Genomic DNA, 18,300 nt, shown 5'->3' with positions numbered 1-18,300 from the left:
ATAAGGAAAACGGTATGGAAAAGGTACACATAACAGAAAGTTTTGAACAAATGTATGATATTTATAAGAAAAAATACGGAAACCAGCGTCTGTTCAGATCCATGCGCTATAAAAACGGCAACGAACCGGTCTTTTACATCGGTGTGCCGGGGCTTTTTATAGCCATTGCAATATCACTGATAACAATTATCACGGTATATCTGCTTTATCAGCCCGCCAAATGGTACATATGGGTTCCTTACATAATATTCGCGTTCTTCCTGTTCAGAATATCAATTAAGATGGACAAGGTGCGTCAGGTGCGTTTTATGCTCTGGTCGCTTCTGGATATGGCAAAACAGAGAATAGAGAAGGCGAATGAAACTCTCAGCGAAGACAGACACATCAATCTGGCAAAAGCAAAAGAATTTCTTGAAAAAGCGCACCAGCATGTTGATGAAGCCGCCATTTCCGAACAGATAGCGGAGATTGAAAAAGCCCTTTGATATTTCCTTAAATCCACGACATAAAAAAACCCCGTCCTTAGACGGGGTCATTTTTTCCTTTTTTAATGCCTTAAATAATCAGATTACTTGTGGCATTTGTTGCAGGATTTGCCTTGGGGAACTTTTTTCTCAACGTGGCAAGCCCAGCAGAAATCGTCGTGAGCCGCGTTTTTCATGCCTTTAATGCCGAGTTTAGCGGGTTCGAAAGCTGCGCCGGTTTTCTGGTTTTTCAGTGCTCCGCCTTTGTCAGACATGTGGCAGTCAACACACTGAAGTTTAGACTGGTGAACAGCGTGGGGGAATTGAACAGCTTTTTTAGTGGGTGCTGCTACGTTGAACTCTTTAACAAGGTCTATTGTAGCGGGACCGTTAGCGGCTGCATAGGCAACAAGTGCGAACGCGAATACAACCATCATTGAAATGATAACTTTTTTCATGATGTCTCCTCTCGATAAAAGTTTGACGATATTAATCCCGTCTAAAGAAACTGTCAATAACGGATATTAGGCGTTTACAACATTTTCAGATACGTGTTAAACAACTGATGTCGAAATCCCCTCTGACTAATACGGGCTGCGGAGTTGTGAGGTCTATGATTACGGAGGAGACGGAACCTGTGCTTCCGCCGATGATGAAATAGTTAACTAAGTCTTTGAAACAGAATATTATATTCCCCTCATTCGGGTCATATCCGACACTACTGGGGTTCGCGCTTGTTGCGCTTATCGGACCTGTTTTGTTAATCAAATGTTTTAAAATTGACATATGGGGTAAACGGAGCGCTATCGTGTCATTAAGTTTATATAGGTCATCAACCTCTTTTTTTGCTTTTAAAAGCAGAGTGAAAGAACCTTTGCTCCACAAAAAATCCATAATCTTCTGACATTGTCCGTCAAAATCCGCAAGTTCCGCCGCCTGTCCGAAAGAGGATACCAGTACCGGAAAAGGTTTCGACCTGTCTCTGCCTTTGATGTCGAAAATTTTGTCATTGGCTTTTTTGTCTGTGATGGGCGCGCCTATGCCGTAGATTGTGTCGGTTGGGAAAACGACAGGCTCCCCGCAAAGGGAAGCCCGCCTGAATATTTCTTCCGCGTTTCTGAATGGTGCTATGAGCATTACAGCATTTCCTGAACCGCTTCGTTGTCCTTATAGACTTTTTCTTTCATATCTTCTTTGTATTGCGCCACTTTTACGGCGACTTCCGCGTTTGAACGGGCGATTATCTGTCCTGCGAAGATTCCCGCGTTTTTAGCTCCAGCCTTGCCTATCGCCATTGTCGCAACGGGTATACCGCCGGGCATCTGCACCATTGAGAGCAGTGCATCCAGACCGTTAAGAGAAGTTGCCGACACGGGTACAGCTATCACGGGGAGGTTGGTTTCGCTCGCCACAACACCTGCGAGGTGCGCAGCGGCACCAGCGAGGGCGATTATGGCGTCAAGTCCGCGCTGTTCGGCGGTCTTTGCCCATTCCAGAGTGCGTTCGGGTGTTCTGTGGGCGCTGGAAACGATAACTTCGTATTCGATACCGAAACCTTTGAGGATATCAACTGCATCCTTTGCTATGTCAAAGTCGCTTTTGCTGCCCATTATTATTCCGACCTTACTCACCTTTCAGCCTCCTGAGAGCCTTTGCTCCGATATCTTTTCTGTAGTGTACGTCTGTCCAGTGTATCTTTTCAACCGCTTTGTATGCCGTTTTGATGGTCTCTTCCAGAGTGTCGCCGATGGCTGTGACACCAAGAACGCGTCCGCCTGTGTTGACGGTCTTGCCGTCTCTGTCTGCTGTACCTGCGTGGAAAACCTTAACGCCTTCAATTTTGTCTGCTTCGGCTATACCTGATATCTCATAGCCTTTCTTATAGTCTTTGGGATAGCCGCCGGAAGCCATCACCACGCATACGGTGGGGTTGTCGCTCCACTCTATCTCAACCTTGTCAATGGTCTGGTCTGTACAGGCGAGGAAAACAGGTATAATGTCTGATTTCAGGCGTGAAAGCACAGGCTGTGTTTCCGGGTCGCCGAAACGCGCGTTGAACTCAAGCACTTTGGGCTGACCGTTATGTATCATGAGCCCCGCGTAGATTATACCTTTGAAGACGATTCCGTCCTTTGCCATGGTTTTTATGAGGGGGTATGCAATCTCTTTCGTAACTCTGTCAAACAGTTCGGGAGTTACCACAGGTGCAGGTGAATATGCGCCCATTCCGCCTGTGTTGGGTCCTTTGTCGCCGTCGTAAACAGCTTTGTGATCCTGACTTGTGACCATGGGCAGAACCGTTTTTCCGTCGGTGAAGGCGAGGTATGAAGCCTCTTCGCCCAGAAGGAACTCCTCAATAACTACCTTGCTTCCGGCATCGCCGAAAACGCTGTCTATAAAAATCTCTTCCAGAGCTTTCAGAGCTTCTTCAAAGGTCATAGCCACCGTAACGCCTTTTCCTGCGGCAAGCCCGTCAGCTTTAACGACTATGGGGGCTCCGTGTTCGTGGACATAGTTTTTTGCTGATTCGTAATCGGTGAACTCACCGTATTTTGCAGTGGGGATGCCCGCCTTTATCATGACATCTTTTGCAAAGGCTTTGCTCGCTTCAAGCTGTGCCGCCGCCTTGCAGGGACCGAAAACCCTCAGTCCGTTATCTTCAAAGATATCCACAATGCCCGCGGCAAGGGGATCTTCGGGACCGACAACCGTCAGGTCTATTTTCTCTGTCAGTGCGAAATCCAGCAGTTTTTTAATGTCGGTCGCTTCTATGGCGATGTTCTCGGTCTTGTTCTCAAGGTGAGTTCCGCCGTTGCCGGGTGCGGCATAAATCTTTGCCACAAGGGGGCTTTGCGCTATTTTCCAGCACAGGGCGTGTTCTCTTCCGCCTGAGCCTATAACAAGGACTTTCATCGTCATCTCCTTTTATGTGGTATACAAAAAATCCCCGCTATTAGGTTTGTATGCGAGGATTTTCTGATATTATTCATCTATTTATGAGACTGCTTCGTCGTCCCTCCTCGCAGAGACGTTTTCCGGTCATTGCGGGGAGCGTAGCGACGCGGCAATCTCATTATTTAATTTTTAGTGTTTGAAGTGTCTCACGCCGGTGAAGACCATGGCGATGCCGTGCTCGTCTGCGGCTTTGATAACTTCCTCATCCCTGATGGATCCTCCGGGTGAGATAATGGCTGTGATGCCTCTGCCTGCCGCTTCGTCCACGCTGTCTCTGAATGGGAAGAATGCGTCGGAAGACATAACGGTGCCTTTAAGCTCGGCTCTGGCTTTGCTTGCGGCGATTTTGGAGGAATCTACACGGCTCATCTGTCCTGCGCCCACACCTATGGTTCTGTCGTCTGTGGTGTAAACGATGGCGTTGGATTTAACGTGTTTTGCAACCTTCCATGCGAAATCCATAGCTTTGTATTCAAAGTCTGTAGGTTTTCTTTTGGTGGGCACGGGGAGGCTTCTGATATCTTTGATTTCGTGCAGGTCGCGGTCTTGCAGAAGAATACCGCCCGTTACGTTTTTGATATCGAGTTCAGAGTCCCTTGCGCCGTAAATATCGCCGAGTTCGATAAGGCGAAGGTTCTTTTTAGCGGCGAAGAACTCTTTTGCTTCCTCTGTGAAAGAGGGTGCGAGAACCACTTCAAGGAAGAGTTCCCCGAGTTTTTCAGCCAGCTTTTTGTCAACTTCGCGGTTAACTCCCACGATTCCGCCGAAAGCGGATACCGGGTCGCACTCAAGGGCTTTCAGGTATGCTTCGTAAACGTTGTCGCCTGTTGCGCAGCCGCAGGGGTTAGTGTGTTTTATGATTGCAACCGCGGGTTCTTTGAACTCTTTCACAAGCTCAAGGGTTGCGTGGATGTCTACTATGTTGTTGAATGAAAGCTCTTTGCCCTGAAGCTGTCTGCCTGTGGCAACGCTTACTTCGTTCACAAGGGGCTTAACGTAGAACGCTGAATCCTGATGGGGGTTTTCGCCGTAGCGCATAGGCTGTTTTTTGCGCGCGGGGATAGCTATCTCCTCAGGGAATTTAACGCCGAGTTTTTTATTGAAATACGAAGCGATTATGGAGTCATAAACGCCTGTGTGGGAATACGCTTTTCTTGCGAGGTCGATACGGGTTTCAAGCTCGGTACCGCCGTTATCCATTTCGGAGAGTATTCTTGAAAAGTCGTTGTTGTCCACCACGACAGCCACGAACTTGTGGTTTTTCGCTGCGGAACGGATCATAGAGGGACCGCCGATGTCGATGTTTTCAACAACTTCGTCGTGCTCTGCGCCTTTTGCAACTGTGGCTTCGAACGGATAGAGGTTCACAACAACCATGTCGATGTTTTCAAGATCGTGTTCTTTCATGGTTGCCTGATGTTTCGCGTTGTCACGGATGTTAAGTATGCCTCCGTGTACTTTCGGGTGGAGAGTTTTCACTCTGCCGTCAAGCATTTCGGGGAATCCTGTGAACTCGGAAATTTCAATTATCTCCACACCGCTGTCTGCGAGCAGTTTTGCGGTTCCTCCCGTGGAAATGATCTTTACGCCGTGTTTTTTGAGACCTTTTGCGAAGTCTACGATGCCGCCCTTGTCGGAAACGCTGATGAGAGCGGTTTTAGGCATTATTCTCATTTGTGCTCCTCTTTATGAATATATAGTCCAGCAGCAGAAGCCCGATGCCGGTCGAGATAGCGATATCCGCGACATTGAACGCCGGCCACTGCCATGTTTTGTAATAGAACAGCAGAAAGTCAACCACCTTTCCCACAAAGAGCCTGTCGATGAAGTTACCCACAGCTCCCGCCAATACAAGAGTATATGAAAAAAGGCGGAGTTTCATCCCTTTTTCTTTGATGAGAAGGTAAGCCACACATGATATTGCCAGAATGGTAACCGCGATGAAGAACATCTTGCGGTAGGTTTCCGGCAGCCTGCCGAGAAAGCCGAACGCCGCACCGGGGTTCAGTATGTATGTGATATCGAAGAAACCGTCTATGACTGGGCGCGATTCGTGGAGAATGAAGTTCTTCACAATATACGCTTTTGTCCACTGGTCAAGGACGACTACGGCGAGTGCAAGTGCTATCATTGCTTTTTTCATCATGAAAGCGCCTCGGCACATCTTTTGCAAAGTGTCGGATGTTCGGGGTTATGTCCTATGGTGGACGATTTTGTCCAGCATCTTTCACATTTTCCGTTTGAGGACACGGCTACCTTAACTTTTACCTTTCCGTCTTCGGAAACGTGGCAGTCTGTCATTGCCGCGGGGTCTTCGAAACGCACTTCGGAAACGATGAATATTCTCTCTATACCTTCGTCGGCTGTGAGATATTTTTTGGTGTCTTCGTCAACGCCTATAACAACGTCGGCATCCAGCGGGTGACCGATTACCTTTGCGGCTCTCGCCACCTCAAGGGCTTTCGTAACCTCTTTGCGCACTTCAAGTATCTTCTGCCATTTCGCTGCGTTTTCCGCATCGTCATATTCAACGGCGGGTGCGAACATTTCCATGAAGATATTCTCCTTTTTGGATGAACATGCGGGCATGTATTCGTATATCTCATCCGCGGTGAAGGACAGTACGGGAGCCATGACCTCTGCCATCTCTTTAAGGATGGTATACATGGCGGTCTGCGCGGAACGTCTTTCCCGTGATGCGGGTTTGTATGCGTACAGCCTGTCTTTCAGTATGTCCAGATAGAAGGACGACAGGTCGTTTATGCAGAAGTTCAGGAACGAGTGATAGAAGACGTGGAGCTGATATCTGTCGTATGCCTCATAGATACGCTTTTTCACCGTCTGCCATCTTGAAAGGGCGAAACGGTCGAGGTCGAGCATATCTTTAAATTCCGTCATATCTGTGTCGGGGTTGAAATCGTACAGGTTTCCAAGCAGATAACGCGCAGTGTTGCGTATCTTTCTGTATGATTCCACCAGTCGGTTTATGATGTCGTCGGATATTCTGATGTCTTCTGAGTAATCCTCTGCGGAAACCCAGAGACGCAGAACCTCTGCGCCGTATTTGTTGATTATCTCGGCGGGCGAAACGACGTTGCCAACGGATTTCGACATTTTGCGTCCTTTTCCGTCAACGACGAAACCGTGGGTGAGCACCTCTTTATATGGTGCTGTGCCGCGTGTGCCGACGCTTTCAAGGATAGAACTGTGGAACCATCCTCTGTGCTGGTCGGAACCTTCAAGGTACATGTTCGCAGGCCATGAAAGCTCGTCTCTTTCTTCAAGAACGGCGGAGTGGGATGTGCCTGAGTCAAACCATACGTCGAGGATGTCAGTTTCCTTCTTAAAGTGTGTGCCGCCGCATTTGGGGCATTTCGTGCCTTCGGGTATGAAAGCGGAGTTTTCGTTGTCGAACCACGCATCGGCTCCGTGTTCGCGGAAAGCCGACAGAACGCGTTCCTGTATCTCTTTGTTGATGATTATCTCGTCGCAGTCCTCACAGAGGAAAACGGCGATGGGTACGCCCCACGTTCTCTGGCGTGAGATACACCAGTCGGGACGGTTCTCTATCATGGATGTGATGCGGTTTTCTCCCCACACGGGTGTCCAGCGCACCTTTTTAATCTCCGAAAGGGTCTTTTTGCGCAGGTCGTTGCGCTCCATGCCGATGAACCACTGGGGTGTGGCACGGAATATCACGGGGTGTTTGCAGCGCCAGCAGTGGGGGTATGAGTGGTTTATGTCGCCGCTTGAAAGCAGACTTCCCTGCTCGTCCATCATGGTGACTATCTCTTTGCCCGCTTTATATATGCTCTGCTCCGCGAATATCTCCACGTTGCGCTTGTAAAATCCTCTGTCGTCAACGGGGTTGAGTATCTCAAGCCCGTATTTAAGCCCGACTTCGTAGTCTTCCTGACCGTGACCGGGTGCTGTGTGCACAAGTCCGGTACCTGCATCCAGCGTAACGTGGTCGCCGAGGATTCCCAGCGACAGCCTGTCGTAGAAGCAGTGTTTAAACTCTACGCGCTCAAGCTCCGTTCCGAAGAACACTTTTACTGTTTCAAATCCGTGGATATGGAACTCTTCGTTCAGTCCTTTGATGAGGTCGGTTGCAACAATTATATATTCGCCGACTGCAAGGTTTTTGTTGCAGGTGTCGGTGATTTTGATGATTGAGTATTCAAGCTCAGCGTTGGCGCATATTCCGAGGTTTGCAGGGAGCGTCCACGGAGTCGTCGTCCATATCACTGCGGATACTTTGTCGGTTTCGGCGAGACCGAATTTTGCCTTGAAAGCATCCTTCATGGGAAATTTAACGTATACGGAAGTTGACGTGTGGTTATCGTATTCAACTTCGGCTTCCGCAAGCGCCGTAACGCATGACGTACACCAGTAAACGGGTTTAAGACCTTTGAAAACGCCGCCGTTGTCGAAGAAACGGTAGAGTTCCTGTAAAGTCTTCGCCTCGTATTTATAGTCCATAGTAATATAAGGATGATCCCAGTCGCCGAAACCGCCCAGACGCTTGAAGCCCTGTCTCTGGAGGTCGATGAACTTGTCGGCGTAGCTGCGGCATTCCTTCCGTATCTCGGATTTTGTCATGCCTTGCTTTTTGCTGCCGAGTTTTTTGTCAACCTGCAGTTCAATGGGCAGACCGTGGCAGTCCCATCCGGGTACGTAGGGAGTGTAGTATCCTTCAAATGCTTTCAATTTAACTATAATATCTTTCAGAATCTTGTTAAGAGCGTGTCCGATGTGAATTTCGCCGTTTGCATAGGGAGGTCCGTCGTGGAGTATGTATGGGTTGTTTCTGTCTCTTGCGGACAGCATTTTCTCATACGCCTTTTCCTCTTCCCATTTTTTAAGGCGTTCCGGTTCCTTGACAGTGAGGCTCGCCTTCATGGGAAATTCCGTTTGGGGGAGATTCAGGGTATCTTTGTAGTCCATCTAAAAAACTCCTTGAGATTCGAAAGAAAGAATTGAACGCAATTTTTAACACCAAATACTTTATTAATCAAGTCCAGATGGAACAAATGAACTAAAAAAAGTGTTGCTCTGTCATATATGGCGGGTGTATATTCCCGTCATTCCATTTCGGAGGAAAAAATGAAAAGAATCACGGCTGTACTGACAGTCCTTTTACTGGCTCTCTCTCTTAACGCTTTCGCGGCCGACGTTAAAACGGGTCTCGAAACCAGCATGAAAAATTTCTTTAAAAGCCAGAACCTTACAAATCTTGTTCCCACTGTTACAGTGGTGAAGAAACTCAACGAACCCACAGGTCTCTATTTTATCAAAATTTCAATCACAGACACCAAGACAAAGAGAAGTCAGGAACAGTACATGTTCTCCGACGGCAAATACATAATTCCTGAAATTGTTAACGCTTCAAACAACGTAAGCATCAAGGATGCACTTGTATACAGCTCAACACCCAAAACTAACATCGATCTTTCAAAAGCAACCCTTTTCGACGGTAAGAAAGGCGCGAAAAACACCATCGTTGTTGTAAGCGATTTCCAGTGCCCATACTGCCGCAAGGCTCACGCTGTTCTCAGAGGTATGCTGGCACAGGCTAAACCCGACGCAGCCGTATACATGATAGCTCTTCCCCTTGCTATCCACCCGAAAGCACCCATCTATTCAAAAATATTTGAAGCCGGTCTTTCTCTCGGCAAAGATTTTTCCGATGCACTCTATTCAACAGATCAGGCGACCGATTCCAAAACCGATGCTCAGATTGTTGAAATATTCGCTGCAAAATCCGGCAATCCAGCAAAATTCAAAAGCCTTGTGAACTCTAAAGAGATCGCCGCCAAAGTTGATGCGCAGGCTAAATATGCCTCATCTCTGGGTATCACAGGCACTCCGCATATTTTCTTTAACGGTAAAGGGGTAGGTGGATTTAATCCTGATATGTACGAGATGGCTATACGCGACATGAAATAACATATTGCCGTTTATATGCTTCGCATTACGGCGTCAGGTCTTTTTCGGAACTGCTCACATACTTGCAATGTATGCTCGCAGCCCTCTCAAAAGACTTTCCTTGTACTGCTTGCATCTAAACAGCAATGGGATTTAAGATACGAGCCCGCGGTTTTCTGCGGGCTTTCTTTTGTCCCGTAATAGCTTATATTTTATTCCTTGATATTGAACCGCTTAAAAGTTATTATACACAACCAATGAAAGGCATGAGGTGAAAAATGGCAACGGTACTTGATTTTGAAGCACCGATAGTTGAGATTGAGGCACAGCTTGACGAGCTTCGCAACCTTCCGGGGCTGAACAGCGACCAGATGAACAAAGAGATTTCCAGTCTTGAAGACAAACTGGCGAAGGTCAGAGCAAACATATATAAGCGTCTCACTCCCCAGCAGAAAGTCATGGTGGCCCGCCACCCCGACAGACCCTACACACTGGATTACATCCAGAATATCTTCACCGACTTCACTGAGCTTCACGGCGACAGGCTTTTCCGCGAAGACCCCGCCCTTGTGTGCGGCATGGCGAAGCTGGACGGCGAACCCGTCATGGTTATCGGGCACCAGAAAGGGCGCAACACGAAAGAGAACATCCACCGCAACTTCGGAATGGTTAACCCCGAAGGCTACAGAAAGTCCCAGAGACTTTTCGAAATGGCGGACATGTTCAAACGTCCTGTAATAACGTTTGTTGACACCCCCGGAGCTTACCCCGGAATAGGTGCCGAGGAGCGTGGACAGGCGGAGGCGATCGCCAGAAGCCTTATGGTTATGGCGGGGCTTAAAGTTCCCATGATAACCGTTATCGCCGGAGAAGGCGGTTCAGGCGGAGCGCTGGCAATAGCCATGGGCAACCGTATCGGTATGCTTGAACACTCAATATACGCAGTTATCAGCCCTGAAGGCTGCGCATCTATCCTCTGGAAAGACGCGTCATATGCGGGCAAAGCGGCGGAAGCCCTCAAGCTCACATCCAAAGACCTTAAAGAACTGAATATCATCGACGAGATAATAGAGGAACCTATGGGCGGCGCCCACAGGAACCACCCCGCAACAGCGGCTAAGGTTAAGGACTTTATAGTCAGAAACCTCGCGGAACTGAAAACAATGACACCTGAGCAGCTTTTTGAGGACAGGTATCAGAAATTCCGCAATATGGGCGTTTTTGCCGAGTAAACATGAACGAAATTAAAAGACTTTGCGAGGATGTCGCCAACAAGGTTGCAGCAGGCGAAGTCGTTGAACGTCCCTATAACGTCATAAAAGAGCTGATGGAAAACTCTGCCGATGCCGGAGCGGACAGACTGTCCGTTGTGGTTGAAAACGGCGGAGCGGGCTATATATGTGTCACGGACAACGGAAAAGGCATAGTCCCCGACGACCTGCCCCTTGCCGTTGAACGCTTTGCCACCAGCAAGATATCAACCGTTGACGACGTTTACCGCGTCGCAACGTTCGGTTTCCGCGGAGAGGCGCTTGCCGCCATATCCTCCGTGTCCGATTTCTCCATCCGCTCATTCCGTAAAGGCTACATCGGCGCGGAACTTCGCATAAAATACGGTGAAAAGTCCGATATCCTCCCCGCCGCCATACAGGAGGGGACAAGGGTGGAGGTGAGATCACTGTTCGCCAACGTTCCGGCGCGTCTGAAATTCTTCAAAAACTATCAGACGGAAGAGAAGGAGATTGCCCGTTTCGTGCGGCAGTTCTCCCTCATAAACCCGCACATTGCAGTTGATCTCGATATCAACGGTAAACGCGTATATTCCGTCGACAGGTCGGAAGATATGCTGAAACGTGCCGTAAGGGTGTTTCAGGAGACCGATGTTGTGTGCGGCGAAAATGAATTTGAGGATATGAGCGTGAAGGCGGCGGTTTCTCTGCCTTCTGTGCATAAATTCCGCAAAGATATGATAATCATAGGCATAAACGGGCGTGTGGTGAAAGACCTTTCGCTGGTTCAGGCTGTTATAACCGCTTATCACAGGCTTATCCCCGAAGGAAAATTTCCTGCGGCGGCAATATCCATGCATATCAACCCGGAAAAGGTGGACGTGAACGTCCATCCCGCCAAGACTGTCGTGAAACTTCTTGATTCCAGAGAGATTTTCAGCTTCGTACACAACACAGTCAAAAAGATTCTTGAAGAAGCGGGCAGGGAGACAGGCGAACAGATGCGCGCTCCTGAACCCGTGTTTAAACCTGTTACCGTCTATGAATCGAAGTACAATGAAAAGAATTTCACAAAAGATGCCGTGCGCAGTTTCGATATGGCGAAAGAGCTTGAAACCGTACAGTACACAGCCCGCGCGGACGATGCCGTTAAGGTGCCGGACGTTCCCGAAGAGGAACGGGTGCGTGTTGTGGGACAGCTTTTTAACACTGTGATAGTGTGCGAGAAGGGCGAAGAGGCTTTCTTTATCGACCAGCACGTTGCCCACGAACGGGTGCTTTACGAAAAATATCTTGAAGAGAAGACAGTCTCCGTTCCATCCATCGTGCTTTACGAGCCTATTCTTATAGACGTCACCGAGGACGAGGCGGACATCATAGAAAAAGGTTCCGAGGTGCTTTCAGCCTTCGGATACGACATAGAACCTTTCGGCGGGAACAGCCTGAAGGTCAGCCGCGTGCCGTCCGACGTACTCAACCGCGACATCGCCAAAGAGATACGGGAGATACTTGCCGATATGATTGAGAACCGCAAGGACAGCAGCGTGGATTACCGCGTGATAGTCATGAGCTGCAAAAACGCCGTTAAGGCTGGTGACAGGCTGGAAATGCACGAGATGCGCAAGATTGTGGACGACCTTTTCCGCACTTCAAATCCCTATACATGTCCCCACGGAAGACCCATAGTTTTTAAAATGGACAGGGCATGGCTTTTCAGGAAATTCGACAGATGAGAATACCCGTAGTTACAGGTCCGACGGCAACAGGCAAAACCGCCGCCGTTCTGGAGCTGGCAAAACATTACCCGATAGAGATAATCAGCGCCGACGCCTATCAGGTGTACCGGCATATGGATATCGGCACGGCAAAGGCTTCAAAAGAGGAGCTTGAGGCTGTGCCTCATCACCTTATAGACGTTATGAACCCTGACGGGACATATTCCGCCGGAATATTCTTTGAGCAGGCGGAGCAGATAATCGCCGACGTGCTTTCCCGTGGAAAAATACCCGTCATAGCCGGCGGAACCGGGCTTTATATCGAATCGCTGCAAAAGGGCATATTCGCGGCGCCTGAGAGGGATAAGGACTTGCGTGCACGGCTTGAAGAGGATGCCGAAGCAAGGGGGTATGCCGCGCTTCATGCGGAGTTGGAAGACATCGACCCTGAATTTGCGGCGAATGTCAAACCCGCCGACAAAACACGTATAGTCCGCGGACTGGAAATAAACCGCCAGCTCGGAATGAATGTTAAGGAAGCACAGAAGAAATATCACCGCAGCCCCGCTTATGAGTACAATATTTTTGTTATAGGCGGCGACAGACAGCTTATTTACGACCGCATAAACAAAAGAGTCGTGCAGATGCTGAAAGACGGCTGGGCAGAAGAAGTGAAAAGGCTTCTGGAAATGGGATACGATGAATCCATGGATTCGTTCAAAGCGATAGGCTACAGAGAGATAGCAGGATGCGTCCGCGGCGGATACGATGTTGTGTCGGTTTGTGAACGGATACAGACGGCAACAAGAAACTTCGCAAAACGTCAACTGACATGGTTCCGGCATATGCAGGACACAACTTATCTGGATATGAAGGATGGTCAGACGGTAAAAATACTCTCTCAAGTGTTTTTCACTTGAATTAGAACTGTATTTTGGATAAAGTAAAATATATTGTTAATGCAATTTTACTTATTTATCTGTTTTTAGGGGGCTCGTAATGAGCAAGAAAATCAATATTCAAGATGTGTTTCTGAACCACCTTAGAAAAAAACGCATACCCATGACAGTATATCTTGTCAACGGTGTCAAGATTGAAGGCGTTATCAAGGGGTTTGACAACTTTGTGATTATTATGAAAGACGAATCTCAGAAAATGATCTACAAACACGCTATTTCCACAATAGAGCCTTCTGAGGAAATCCTCGAACTCGAAATGAACTGATGGTCACCGGCGGCGGATTCAGGCAGACCGGAAGGGTCATATTCTTTAATGCCATCCTTTACAACAAGGATTATGTTAAGAATCCCGATGAGTTCGCGCTGCCGCTTTTCGGCGAACCGATTGTGAAGTCCGCGGAGTTCGACTTTTCGCATACGTCCTATTATGAGCCTGAGATGGGAGAAAATCTCGCGAAATATTTTGCCCTCTACGATCTCGTGGAGCATCCGGACAACCTGCCGGATTACAAGATACATGCGGTGAATATCGAGGACACTCTTGCTGTGGGCGGTAAAAGGATAATTAACATTGATCCGGGCTATGTTGCCATGGAAAAGGTAGTTGCGGCGAGTACAAAGAACTTTACCCACAGGATATACCTGCGCGACAACATATACGGCGACCTCCAGCTTTACCGCAGAAAGGGTTCGTATGTCCCGCTTGAGTGGACTTTTCAGGATTACCAGTTCGACTTTGTTCTGGGCTTTTTTGAAAAAGCGAGAAAAATTCTTGAACAGCGCGTGGGAATGGCTGAAACCTGTGGTATAATTCAGCAAAAGAAAAGACCTGACGGGCGTTAAATGAAAACCAACATAGTTTTTATTGTCATAATAGGCGTGCTGATATTTTATATGGTTTTCGGACACAACGGCATCCTGAAATACAGGGAACTTGCCGCAATACGTGCGTCCTATGAAAAGCGTATCGAAGAGACCGACAAAAAGGTTAAGGTGCTTACCGACGAACTCAACCTTGTACGCAAAGACAAAGACTATCTTGAAATGCTTATAAAGAAAGACCTTAACATGAAACAGCAGGACGAAGACCTGTATATTCTGGAAAACAAAGACAAACCGACCGATAAAAAATCTGAAAAATCCAAATGAACAAATATACCGTAACGGAACTCACAAGGACTGTTAAACAGCTCTTTGAGGGGACTTTCAAAGACAATATCGCCGTTAAAGGTGAGATATCCAGTTTTTCCGTATCGCCGGCAGGACACCTGTATTTCGTTCTGAAAGATGAAAAATCACAGATAAAATGCGTCATGTTCAAGGGTTCTGCCATGTCCATGCGGGATTATAATCCGAAAAACGGGGACAGTGTCGAGGCGATAGGGGAGCTTACGGTTTATGAGGCGGGCGGGAACTATCAGCTTCTTGTGAAGCGGATGGATTACGATTCCGTGGGGCTGTTCTGGAAACTTTTTGAAGAGGTGAAACGGAAGCTGGAGGCGGAAGGACTTTTCGACGAGAGCCGTAAAAAAACTGTTCCGCTGCTGCCTAAGAGGGTCGCCGTGGTTACTTCTGCGACAGGTGCAGCGATAAAGGATTTTCTGGTTACTATGAAAAATACGGGCGGCGTTTTTGCCGTGGACGTGTGGTCTGTGCCTGTTCAGGGCAAAGATGCCATAGCGCCTATTGTAAAAGCGCTGAACTCTGCCGGAGCCATGACGCACAGGTACGACGCTCTGGTTCTTATGCGCGGCGGCGGTTCGCTTGAAGATCTTGCTGTTTTCAACGAGGAACAGGTGGCGCGTGCATTTTCGGCATGTGCCGTACCTACTGTCAGCGCCATTGGACACGAGCGGGACTTTTCCATATGCGATTTTGTGGCGGATTTGCGCGTCGCAACGCCAACCGCGGCAGCAACGCACCTTTGCACGGGATATGTCAATGCGGTGCGGGACGTGGAGAATCATAAAAAACGCATGGCGGAGCTGATGCTGAACAGGCTGTACCAAAACGTTCAGAGACTGGACATGCTTCAGGCAGGTGTCATAGCCGCATCACCCCTTCACAGGATAAACAGAGACAGACAAAGGCTTGCGTATCTTGGTAAGTCATTGATGGCAGATATAAAAGAAATTATAAATAAAAAAAACACACATTTATCCGAACTTGCTGGTATACTACAATCATTGTCACCCGCGGCAAGGGTGCAGAAAGACCGCAGGCAACTGGACGGTCTTTTGTCAGTTCTGCGTGAGCGCACGCAGACCGGTCTGAACAGGGTATCTGTCAGAACGGACAGGCTGCACGCAAGGATTTCATTGCTCTCCCCAATGAGGAGGGCGGAAAAATACATGAACAACGTCGAACGGTTTGAAACCAGAATGATTGTTTCAACCCAGAAAAAAACGGCGGAAAACAAAGCAAGACTGGAACCACTGATGGCGAAGCTGTGTACGCTGAATCCCGACAACCTTCTGAAAAAAGGTTATGCACGGGTGAGTGCAAACGGAAAGGCTGTCCGCAGCGTATTTGATGTGCGCTTGCAAGATGAGCTTGAAATAAGACTCAAGGACGGGTATATTAGCAGCTTCGTAACCGGTAGGAAAGTCTCGGAGGAAAAGGATGGAAAGGATCCCGATCACGACTGAAGGATATGCAACGCTGAAAAAAGAACTGGAAAGACTCAAGTCTGTCGATAGAAAAGAGATCGTTCTTGCTATTGAAGAGGCGAGAAGCCACGGAGACCTCAGCGAAAATGCCGAATATGACGCTGCGAAAGAACGTCAGGGCATGATAGAAGCGCGCATAGCCGAGCTTGAAAGCAAAATGGGCAGATTTCAGGTTATTGACACAACAACTCTCTCCGGAGAGAAGATTGTGTTCGGAGCTACTGTTGTCATCGAAAATGTTGAAACTTCCGAACATAAAAAATATAAGATTGTCGGTCCGGACGAGGCTAATATATCAAAAGGTACAGTGTCCATCATGTCGCCGCTTGCCCGCGCCCTTGTTAACAAGAAAGCCGGAGATGAAGTTATCGTTCAGGCTCCCGGCGGCGATATCGAATACGAAATCATTTCTGTAGAATTCAACTGATAATAACGCGTCTCTGCGGGCTTTCCGCGGGGACGCTCCCTTCTTTATTTTATCTCAATGTTCAGGTTGCCTATAAACTAAATCCTGTTAAAATCTGATGAGATTGTTTCTGGCTAAAGCTATGGCAGAGATAGCTTTTTCTTTTTTTGTTTTTACTGGTGCAGCGAAGTAATCCGGCTTTTTTTCTCCTTTGTCTAAGTCGCAATGTTCTTTTTCACTCGAAACAGAGGCGTTTGCGTTGTATATTGGTGATATCAAATTCTGGGAGACGGACATGAAAGGTTTCTTGGCAATCGCTTTATCCTGTGTTTTCGCATTTCAGGCAAATGCCGCAGGCAGTTTCGAAGATTACAAAAAATCCGTTATGGGTGAATATAAAAGCTATCTGGATGAGATGGACAGGCAGTTTTCCGCCTTTCTGAAACAGCAGTGGAAAGAATATAAAGGTCAGAAGCCTGTTAAGCAGTTTGATGAGCCGAAACCTGTGGTTCAGCCTGAAACAAAACCAGTGGCAAAGCCAGAACCTGTTAAGATAATAGCGAAACCAGCACCTGCTCCTGTGGTTGTTCCTGCGCCCAAGCCGGAGCCTGTTAAGGAACAGCCGAAAGCGGAAACGCCGAAGCCGGTTGTTAAACCAAAAGAAGAACCAGCCGAGCCAAAGGAACCGCAGCCCTCTTTCACAGGTGATATACCGGAACCCAAGCCTTTCTATGCCCCGACAGAAGGCGATTCCGTAGATATGACTTTTTTCGGGATCAGCCTGAGCATACCCTATGACAGAAAAATAAAAGCTAACGTGCAGAAACCCGTATCTTCCGACAACGTTGCGAAATGGTGGGAGACCGTTGCTTCCGCCGACTATAACAAATCTCTGACAGTGCTTCATAAAACTGCAAAAGAGATTAACCTCAGCGATTGGGGTTATGTTATGCTGGTTGACAGATTCACATCGAAACTCATGTTTGAGGCATCCGAGCAAAAAATGCTTGCATGGTTTTTTCTTGTTAAGAGCGGATACAACGCGAAGCTGGGCTACACGAAATCAGGCGTTACAAAACTCATGCTGCCGGCGGATTCCAGTCTGTATGATATCTCTTTTTATACATTTGACAGCAAACGGTTTTATCTCGTGAATACCCTTGAGAAGATAAACACCTCAACTGAAGCGCTTTACACATACAAAGGCAATTATCCCACTGCGACAAAGGCTGTCAGCTTTCTGAACATGAAGCAGCCGAAACTTTCTTTTTCCCGTTTCGACAGAGACCTGTCATTTGAATATGATAAAAATAAATACACCGTAAAGGCAGTTGCCAATAAGTATGACATCGCATACCTGACCTCTTTTCCGCAGACCGATCTGCCGATATATACTTCCGCATCTGTTCCGCAGTGGGTTGACAAGACAATTCTGCCCACACTCGCTGGAATCGTTCAGGGTAAATCCACGGAAGAGAGCATAAACATCCTTCTGCGCTTCGTCCAGACTGCTTTCGATTATAAGACGGACGACCAGCAGTTCGGAAAAGAAAAGTCTTTCTATGCAGAGGAGATAATCTATTATCCCTACAGCGATTGCGAGGACAGAAGTGTTTTCTTCGCATATCTGGTTGAAAAACTGCTTAAAAAGGATGTGGTTATGCTGAATTACCCTGACCACGTTGCAACAGCGGTTGACATGGGCGACAAAACCATAGGAGCTTATCTGACATATAAGGGCAAAAAATATTCTGTCGCCGACCCGACGTATATCAATGCCACCGTCGGTATGGTAATGCCTCAGTATAAGGCTGTCAGTCCAGAGATAGAGGAAACAGGCATTTAAGATTTCAGGAAGAAATCCGTGGAGAGAGTGAAACCGGATTTATTCGGTTGAGCGAGAGTAACGTGAGCGTATGGAGGCTTTGCCGACAGAAGCGCTGACGAAATTTTTCCATGGATGGAGAAAATTTCG

General features: G+C 47.8%; 19 protein-coding genes. 11 read left to right on the top strand and 8 right to left on the bottom strand.

Annotation, left to right across the window (positions count from 1 at the left end):
* Positions 1 to 14: 14 nt before the first annotated feature.
* Positions 15 to 485 carry a hypothetical protein gene (locus Q7P67_RS11535; protein ID WP_303852287.1) on the top strand — a complete coding sequence of 157 codons (471 nt, stop codon included), beginning with the start codon at positions 15 to 17 and terminating at the stop codon, positions 483 to 485.
* 83 nt (positions 486 to 568) lie between these two features.
* Here the strand turns inward: Q7P67_RS11535 and Q7P67_RS11530 are convergent, their stop codons facing one another.
* The 7 genes from Q7P67_RS11530 to ileS all read right to left on the bottom strand — a co-directional run bounded on the left by Q7P67_RS11530 (position 569) and on the right by ileS (position 8,366).
* Positions 569 to 922 (bottom strand): cytochrome c3 family protein, encoded by a 354-nt coding sequence (locus Q7P67_RS11530; RefSeq protein ID WP_303852286.1) that lies wholly within the window; start codon positions 920 to 922, stop codon positions 569 to 571.
* A gap of 85 nt (positions 923 to 1,007) precedes the next feature.
* A complete protein-coding gene (locus tag Q7P67_RS11525; protein WP_303852284.1) occupies positions 1,008 to 1,601 on the bottom strand; it encodes an L-threonylcarbamoyladenylate synthase in 594 nt (197 codons plus the stop codon).
* Positions 1,601 to 2,095, bottom strand: coding sequence for a 5-(carboxyamino)imidazole ribonucleotide mutase (gene purE / locus Q7P67_RS11520; RefSeq protein ID WP_303852282.1), 495 nt, complete (start codon positions 2,093 to 2,095; stop codon positions 1,601 to 1,603). The genes Q7P67_RS11525 and purE overlap by 1 nt, the downstream gene beginning before the upstream one ends.
* Entirely contained in the window at positions 2,088 to 3,377 is a 1,290-nt protein-coding gene (gene purD, locus Q7P67_RS11515; RefSeq protein ID WP_303852281.1) for a phosphoribosylamine--glycine ligase, read from the bottom strand. Before purD ends, purE begins: the two co-directional genes overlap by 8 nt.
* A 171-nt stretch (positions 3,378 to 3,548) precedes the next feature.
* Positions 3,549 to 5,087, bottom strand: coding sequence for a bifunctional phosphoribosylaminoimidazolecarboxamide formyltransferase/IMP cyclohydrolase (purH, locus tag Q7P67_RS11510; protein WP_369696030.1), 1,539 nt, complete (start codon positions 5,085 to 5,087; stop codon positions 3,549 to 3,551).
* Entirely contained in the window at positions 5,077 to 5,565 is a 489-nt protein-coding gene (gene lspA / locus Q7P67_RS11505; RefSeq protein ID WP_303852277.1) for a signal peptidase II, read from the bottom strand. The genes purH and lspA overlap by 11 nt, the downstream gene beginning before the upstream one ends.
* Complete coding sequence (gene ileS, locus Q7P67_RS11500; protein ID WP_303852275.1) at positions 5,562 to 8,366, bottom strand: isoleucine--tRNA ligase; 2,805 nt, start codon at positions 8,364 to 8,366, stop codon at positions 5,562 to 5,564. Before ileS ends, lspA begins: the two co-directional genes overlap by 4 nt.
* Before the next feature lie 159 nt (positions 8,367 to 8,525).
* Between ileS and Q7P67_RS11495 the strand changes: the two genes are divergently transcribed.
* The 9 genes from Q7P67_RS11495 to greA all read left to right on the top strand — a co-directional run bounded on the left by Q7P67_RS11495 (position 8,526) and on the right by greA (position 16,346).
* The gene (locus Q7P67_RS11495) at positions 8,526 to 9,368 is read left to right on the top strand and encodes a DsbA family protein (protein ID WP_303852273.1); all 843 of its coding nucleotides are present in this window, start codon (positions 8,526 to 8,528) and stop codon (positions 9,366 to 9,368) included.
* A 257-nt stretch (positions 9,369 to 9,625) separates the two neighbouring features.
* On the top strand, positions 9,626 to 10,579 hold the full coding sequence (locus tag Q7P67_RS11490; RefSeq protein WP_303852271.1) for an acetyl-CoA carboxylase carboxyltransferase subunit alpha: 954 nt from the start codon (positions 9,626 to 9,628) through the stop codon (positions 10,577 to 10,579).
* A gap of 2 nt (positions 10,580 to 10,581) precedes the next feature.
* On the top strand, positions 10,582 to 12,309 hold the full coding sequence (gene mutL, locus Q7P67_RS11485; protein ID WP_303852269.1) for a DNA mismatch repair endonuclease MutL: 1,728 nt from the start codon (positions 10,582 to 10,584) through the stop codon (positions 12,307 to 12,309).
* Positions 12,306 to 13,211 (top strand): tRNA (adenosine(37)-N6)-dimethylallyltransferase MiaA, encoded by a 906-nt coding sequence (gene miaA, locus Q7P67_RS11480; RefSeq protein ID WP_303852267.1) that lies wholly within the window; start codon positions 12,306 to 12,308, stop codon positions 13,209 to 13,211. The genes mutL and miaA overlap by 4 nt, the downstream gene beginning before the upstream one ends.
* 79 nt (positions 13,212 to 13,290) lie before the next feature.
* Positions 13,291 to 13,515: an RNA chaperone Hfq gene (gene hfq, locus Q7P67_RS11475; protein ID WP_132873300.1), complete on the top strand. Its 225-nt coding sequence runs from the start codon at positions 13,291 to 13,293 to the stop codon at positions 13,513 to 13,515.
* Positions 13,515 to 14,093, top strand: coding sequence for a DUF4416 family protein (locus Q7P67_RS11470; RefSeq protein WP_303852264.1), 579 nt, complete (start codon positions 13,515 to 13,517; stop codon positions 14,091 to 14,093). Before hfq ends, Q7P67_RS11470 begins: the two co-directional genes overlap by 1 nt.
* Complete coding sequence (locus Q7P67_RS11465) at positions 14,094 to 14,399, top strand: septum formation initiator family protein (RefSeq protein ID WP_303852263.1); 306 nt, start codon at positions 14,094 to 14,096, stop codon at positions 14,397 to 14,399.
* A complete protein-coding gene (gene xseA / locus Q7P67_RS11460; RefSeq protein WP_303852261.1) occupies positions 14,396 to 15,898 on the top strand; it encodes an exodeoxyribonuclease VII large subunit in 1,503 nt (500 codons plus the stop codon). Before Q7P67_RS11465 ends, xseA begins: the two co-directional genes overlap by 4 nt.
* Positions 15,873 to 16,346, top strand: coding sequence for a transcription elongation factor GreA (greA, locus tag Q7P67_RS11455; RefSeq protein ID WP_303852259.1), 474 nt, complete (start codon positions 15,873 to 15,875; stop codon positions 16,344 to 16,346). The genes xseA and greA overlap by 26 nt, the downstream gene beginning before the upstream one ends.
* 87 nt (positions 16,347 to 16,433) lie before the next feature.
* Here the strand turns inward: greA and Q7P67_RS11450 are convergent, their stop codons facing one another.
* Positions 16,434 to 16,622: a hypothetical protein gene (locus Q7P67_RS11450; protein WP_303852257.1), complete on the bottom strand. Its 189-nt coding sequence runs from the start codon at positions 16,620 to 16,622 to the stop codon at positions 16,434 to 16,436.
* Between Q7P67_RS11450 and Q7P67_RS11445 the strand changes: the two genes are divergently transcribed.
* Entirely contained in the window at positions 16,621 to 18,171 is a 1,551-nt protein-coding gene (locus Q7P67_RS11445) for a hypothetical protein (RefSeq protein WP_303852255.1), read from the top strand. The two genes, Q7P67_RS11450 and Q7P67_RS11445, sit on opposite strands and share 2 nt — an antisense overlap.
* Positions 18,172 to 18,300 lie beyond the last annotated feature (129 nt).

The sequence above is a fragment of the Seleniivibrio woodruffii genome, from assembly GCF_029267515.1.
Taxonomy (GTDB): Bacteria; Chrysiogenota; Deferribacteres; order Deferribacterales; family Geovibrionaceae; genus Seleniivibrio; species Seleniivibrio woodruffii_A.
The sequence above is the reverse complement of the archived record's forward strand: the minus strand, read 5'-3'. Positions and strand labels throughout refer to the sequence as shown.

What these genes read in the sequence shown, in the direction of transcription:
- Q7P67_RS11535 (WP_303852287.1), top strand. Translation starts at nt 15, where the DNA reads ATGGAAAAGGTACACATAACAGAAAGTTTTGAACAAATGTATGATATT.
- Q7P67_RS11530 (WP_303852286.1), bottom strand. Translation starts at nt 922, where the DNA reads ATGAAAAAAGTTATCATTTCAATGATGGTTGTATTCGCGTTCGCACTT.
- Q7P67_RS11525 (WP_303852284.1), bottom strand. Translation starts at nt 1,601, where the DNA reads ATGCTCATAGCACCATTCAGAAACGCGGAAGAAATATTCAGGCGGGCT.
- purD (WP_303852281.1), bottom strand. Translation starts at nt 3,377, where the DNA reads ATGAAAGTCCTTGTTATAGGCTCAGGCGGAAGAGAACACGCCCTGTGC.
- lspA (WP_303852277.1), bottom strand. Translation starts at nt 5,565, where the DNA reads ATGATGAAAAAAGCAATGATAGCACTTGCACTCGCCGTAGTCGTCCTT.
- ileS (WP_303852275.1), bottom strand. Translation starts at nt 8,366, where the DNA reads ATGGACTACAAAGATACCCTGAATCTCCCCCAAACGGAATTTCCCATG.
- Q7P67_RS11495 (WP_303852273.1), top strand. Translation starts at nt 8,526, where the DNA reads ATGAAAAGAATCACGGCTGTACTGACAGTCCTTTTACTGGCTCTCTCT.
- Q7P67_RS11490 (WP_303852271.1), top strand. Translation starts at nt 9,626, where the DNA reads ATGGCAACGGTACTTGATTTTGAAGCACCGATAGTTGAGATTGAGGCA.
- mutL (WP_303852269.1), top strand. Translation starts at nt 10,582, where the DNA reads ATGAACGAAATTAAAAGACTTTGCGAGGATGTCGCCAACAAGGTTGCA.
- miaA (WP_303852267.1), top strand. Translation starts at nt 12,306, where the DNA reads ATGAGAATACCCGTAGTTACAGGTCCGACGGCAACAGGCAAAACCGCC.
- hfq (WP_132873300.1), top strand. Translation starts at nt 13,291, where the DNA reads ATGAGCAAGAAAATCAATATTCAAGATGTGTTTCTGAACCACCTTAGA.
- Q7P67_RS11470 (WP_303852264.1), top strand. Translation starts at nt 13,515, where the DNA reads ATGGTCACCGGCGGCGGATTCAGGCAGACCGGAAGGGTCATATTCTTT.
- Q7P67_RS11465 (WP_303852263.1), top strand. Translation starts at nt 14,094, where the DNA reads ATGAAAACCAACATAGTTTTTATTGTCATAATAGGCGTGCTGATATTT.
- xseA (WP_303852261.1), top strand. Translation starts at nt 14,396, where the DNA reads ATGAACAAATATACCGTAACGGAACTCACAAGGACTGTTAAACAGCTC.
- greA (WP_303852259.1), top strand. Translation starts at nt 15,873, where the DNA reads ATGGAAAGGATCCCGATCACGACTGAAGGATATGCAACGCTGAAAAAA.
- Q7P67_RS11445 (WP_303852255.1), top strand. Translation starts at nt 16,621, where the DNA reads ATGAAAGGTTTCTTGGCAATCGCTTTATCCTGTGTTTTCGCATTTCAG.
- Q7P67_RS11450 (WP_303852257.1), bottom strand. Translation starts at nt 16,622, where the DNA reads ATGTCCGTCTCCCAGAATTTGATATCACCAATATACAACGCAAACGCC.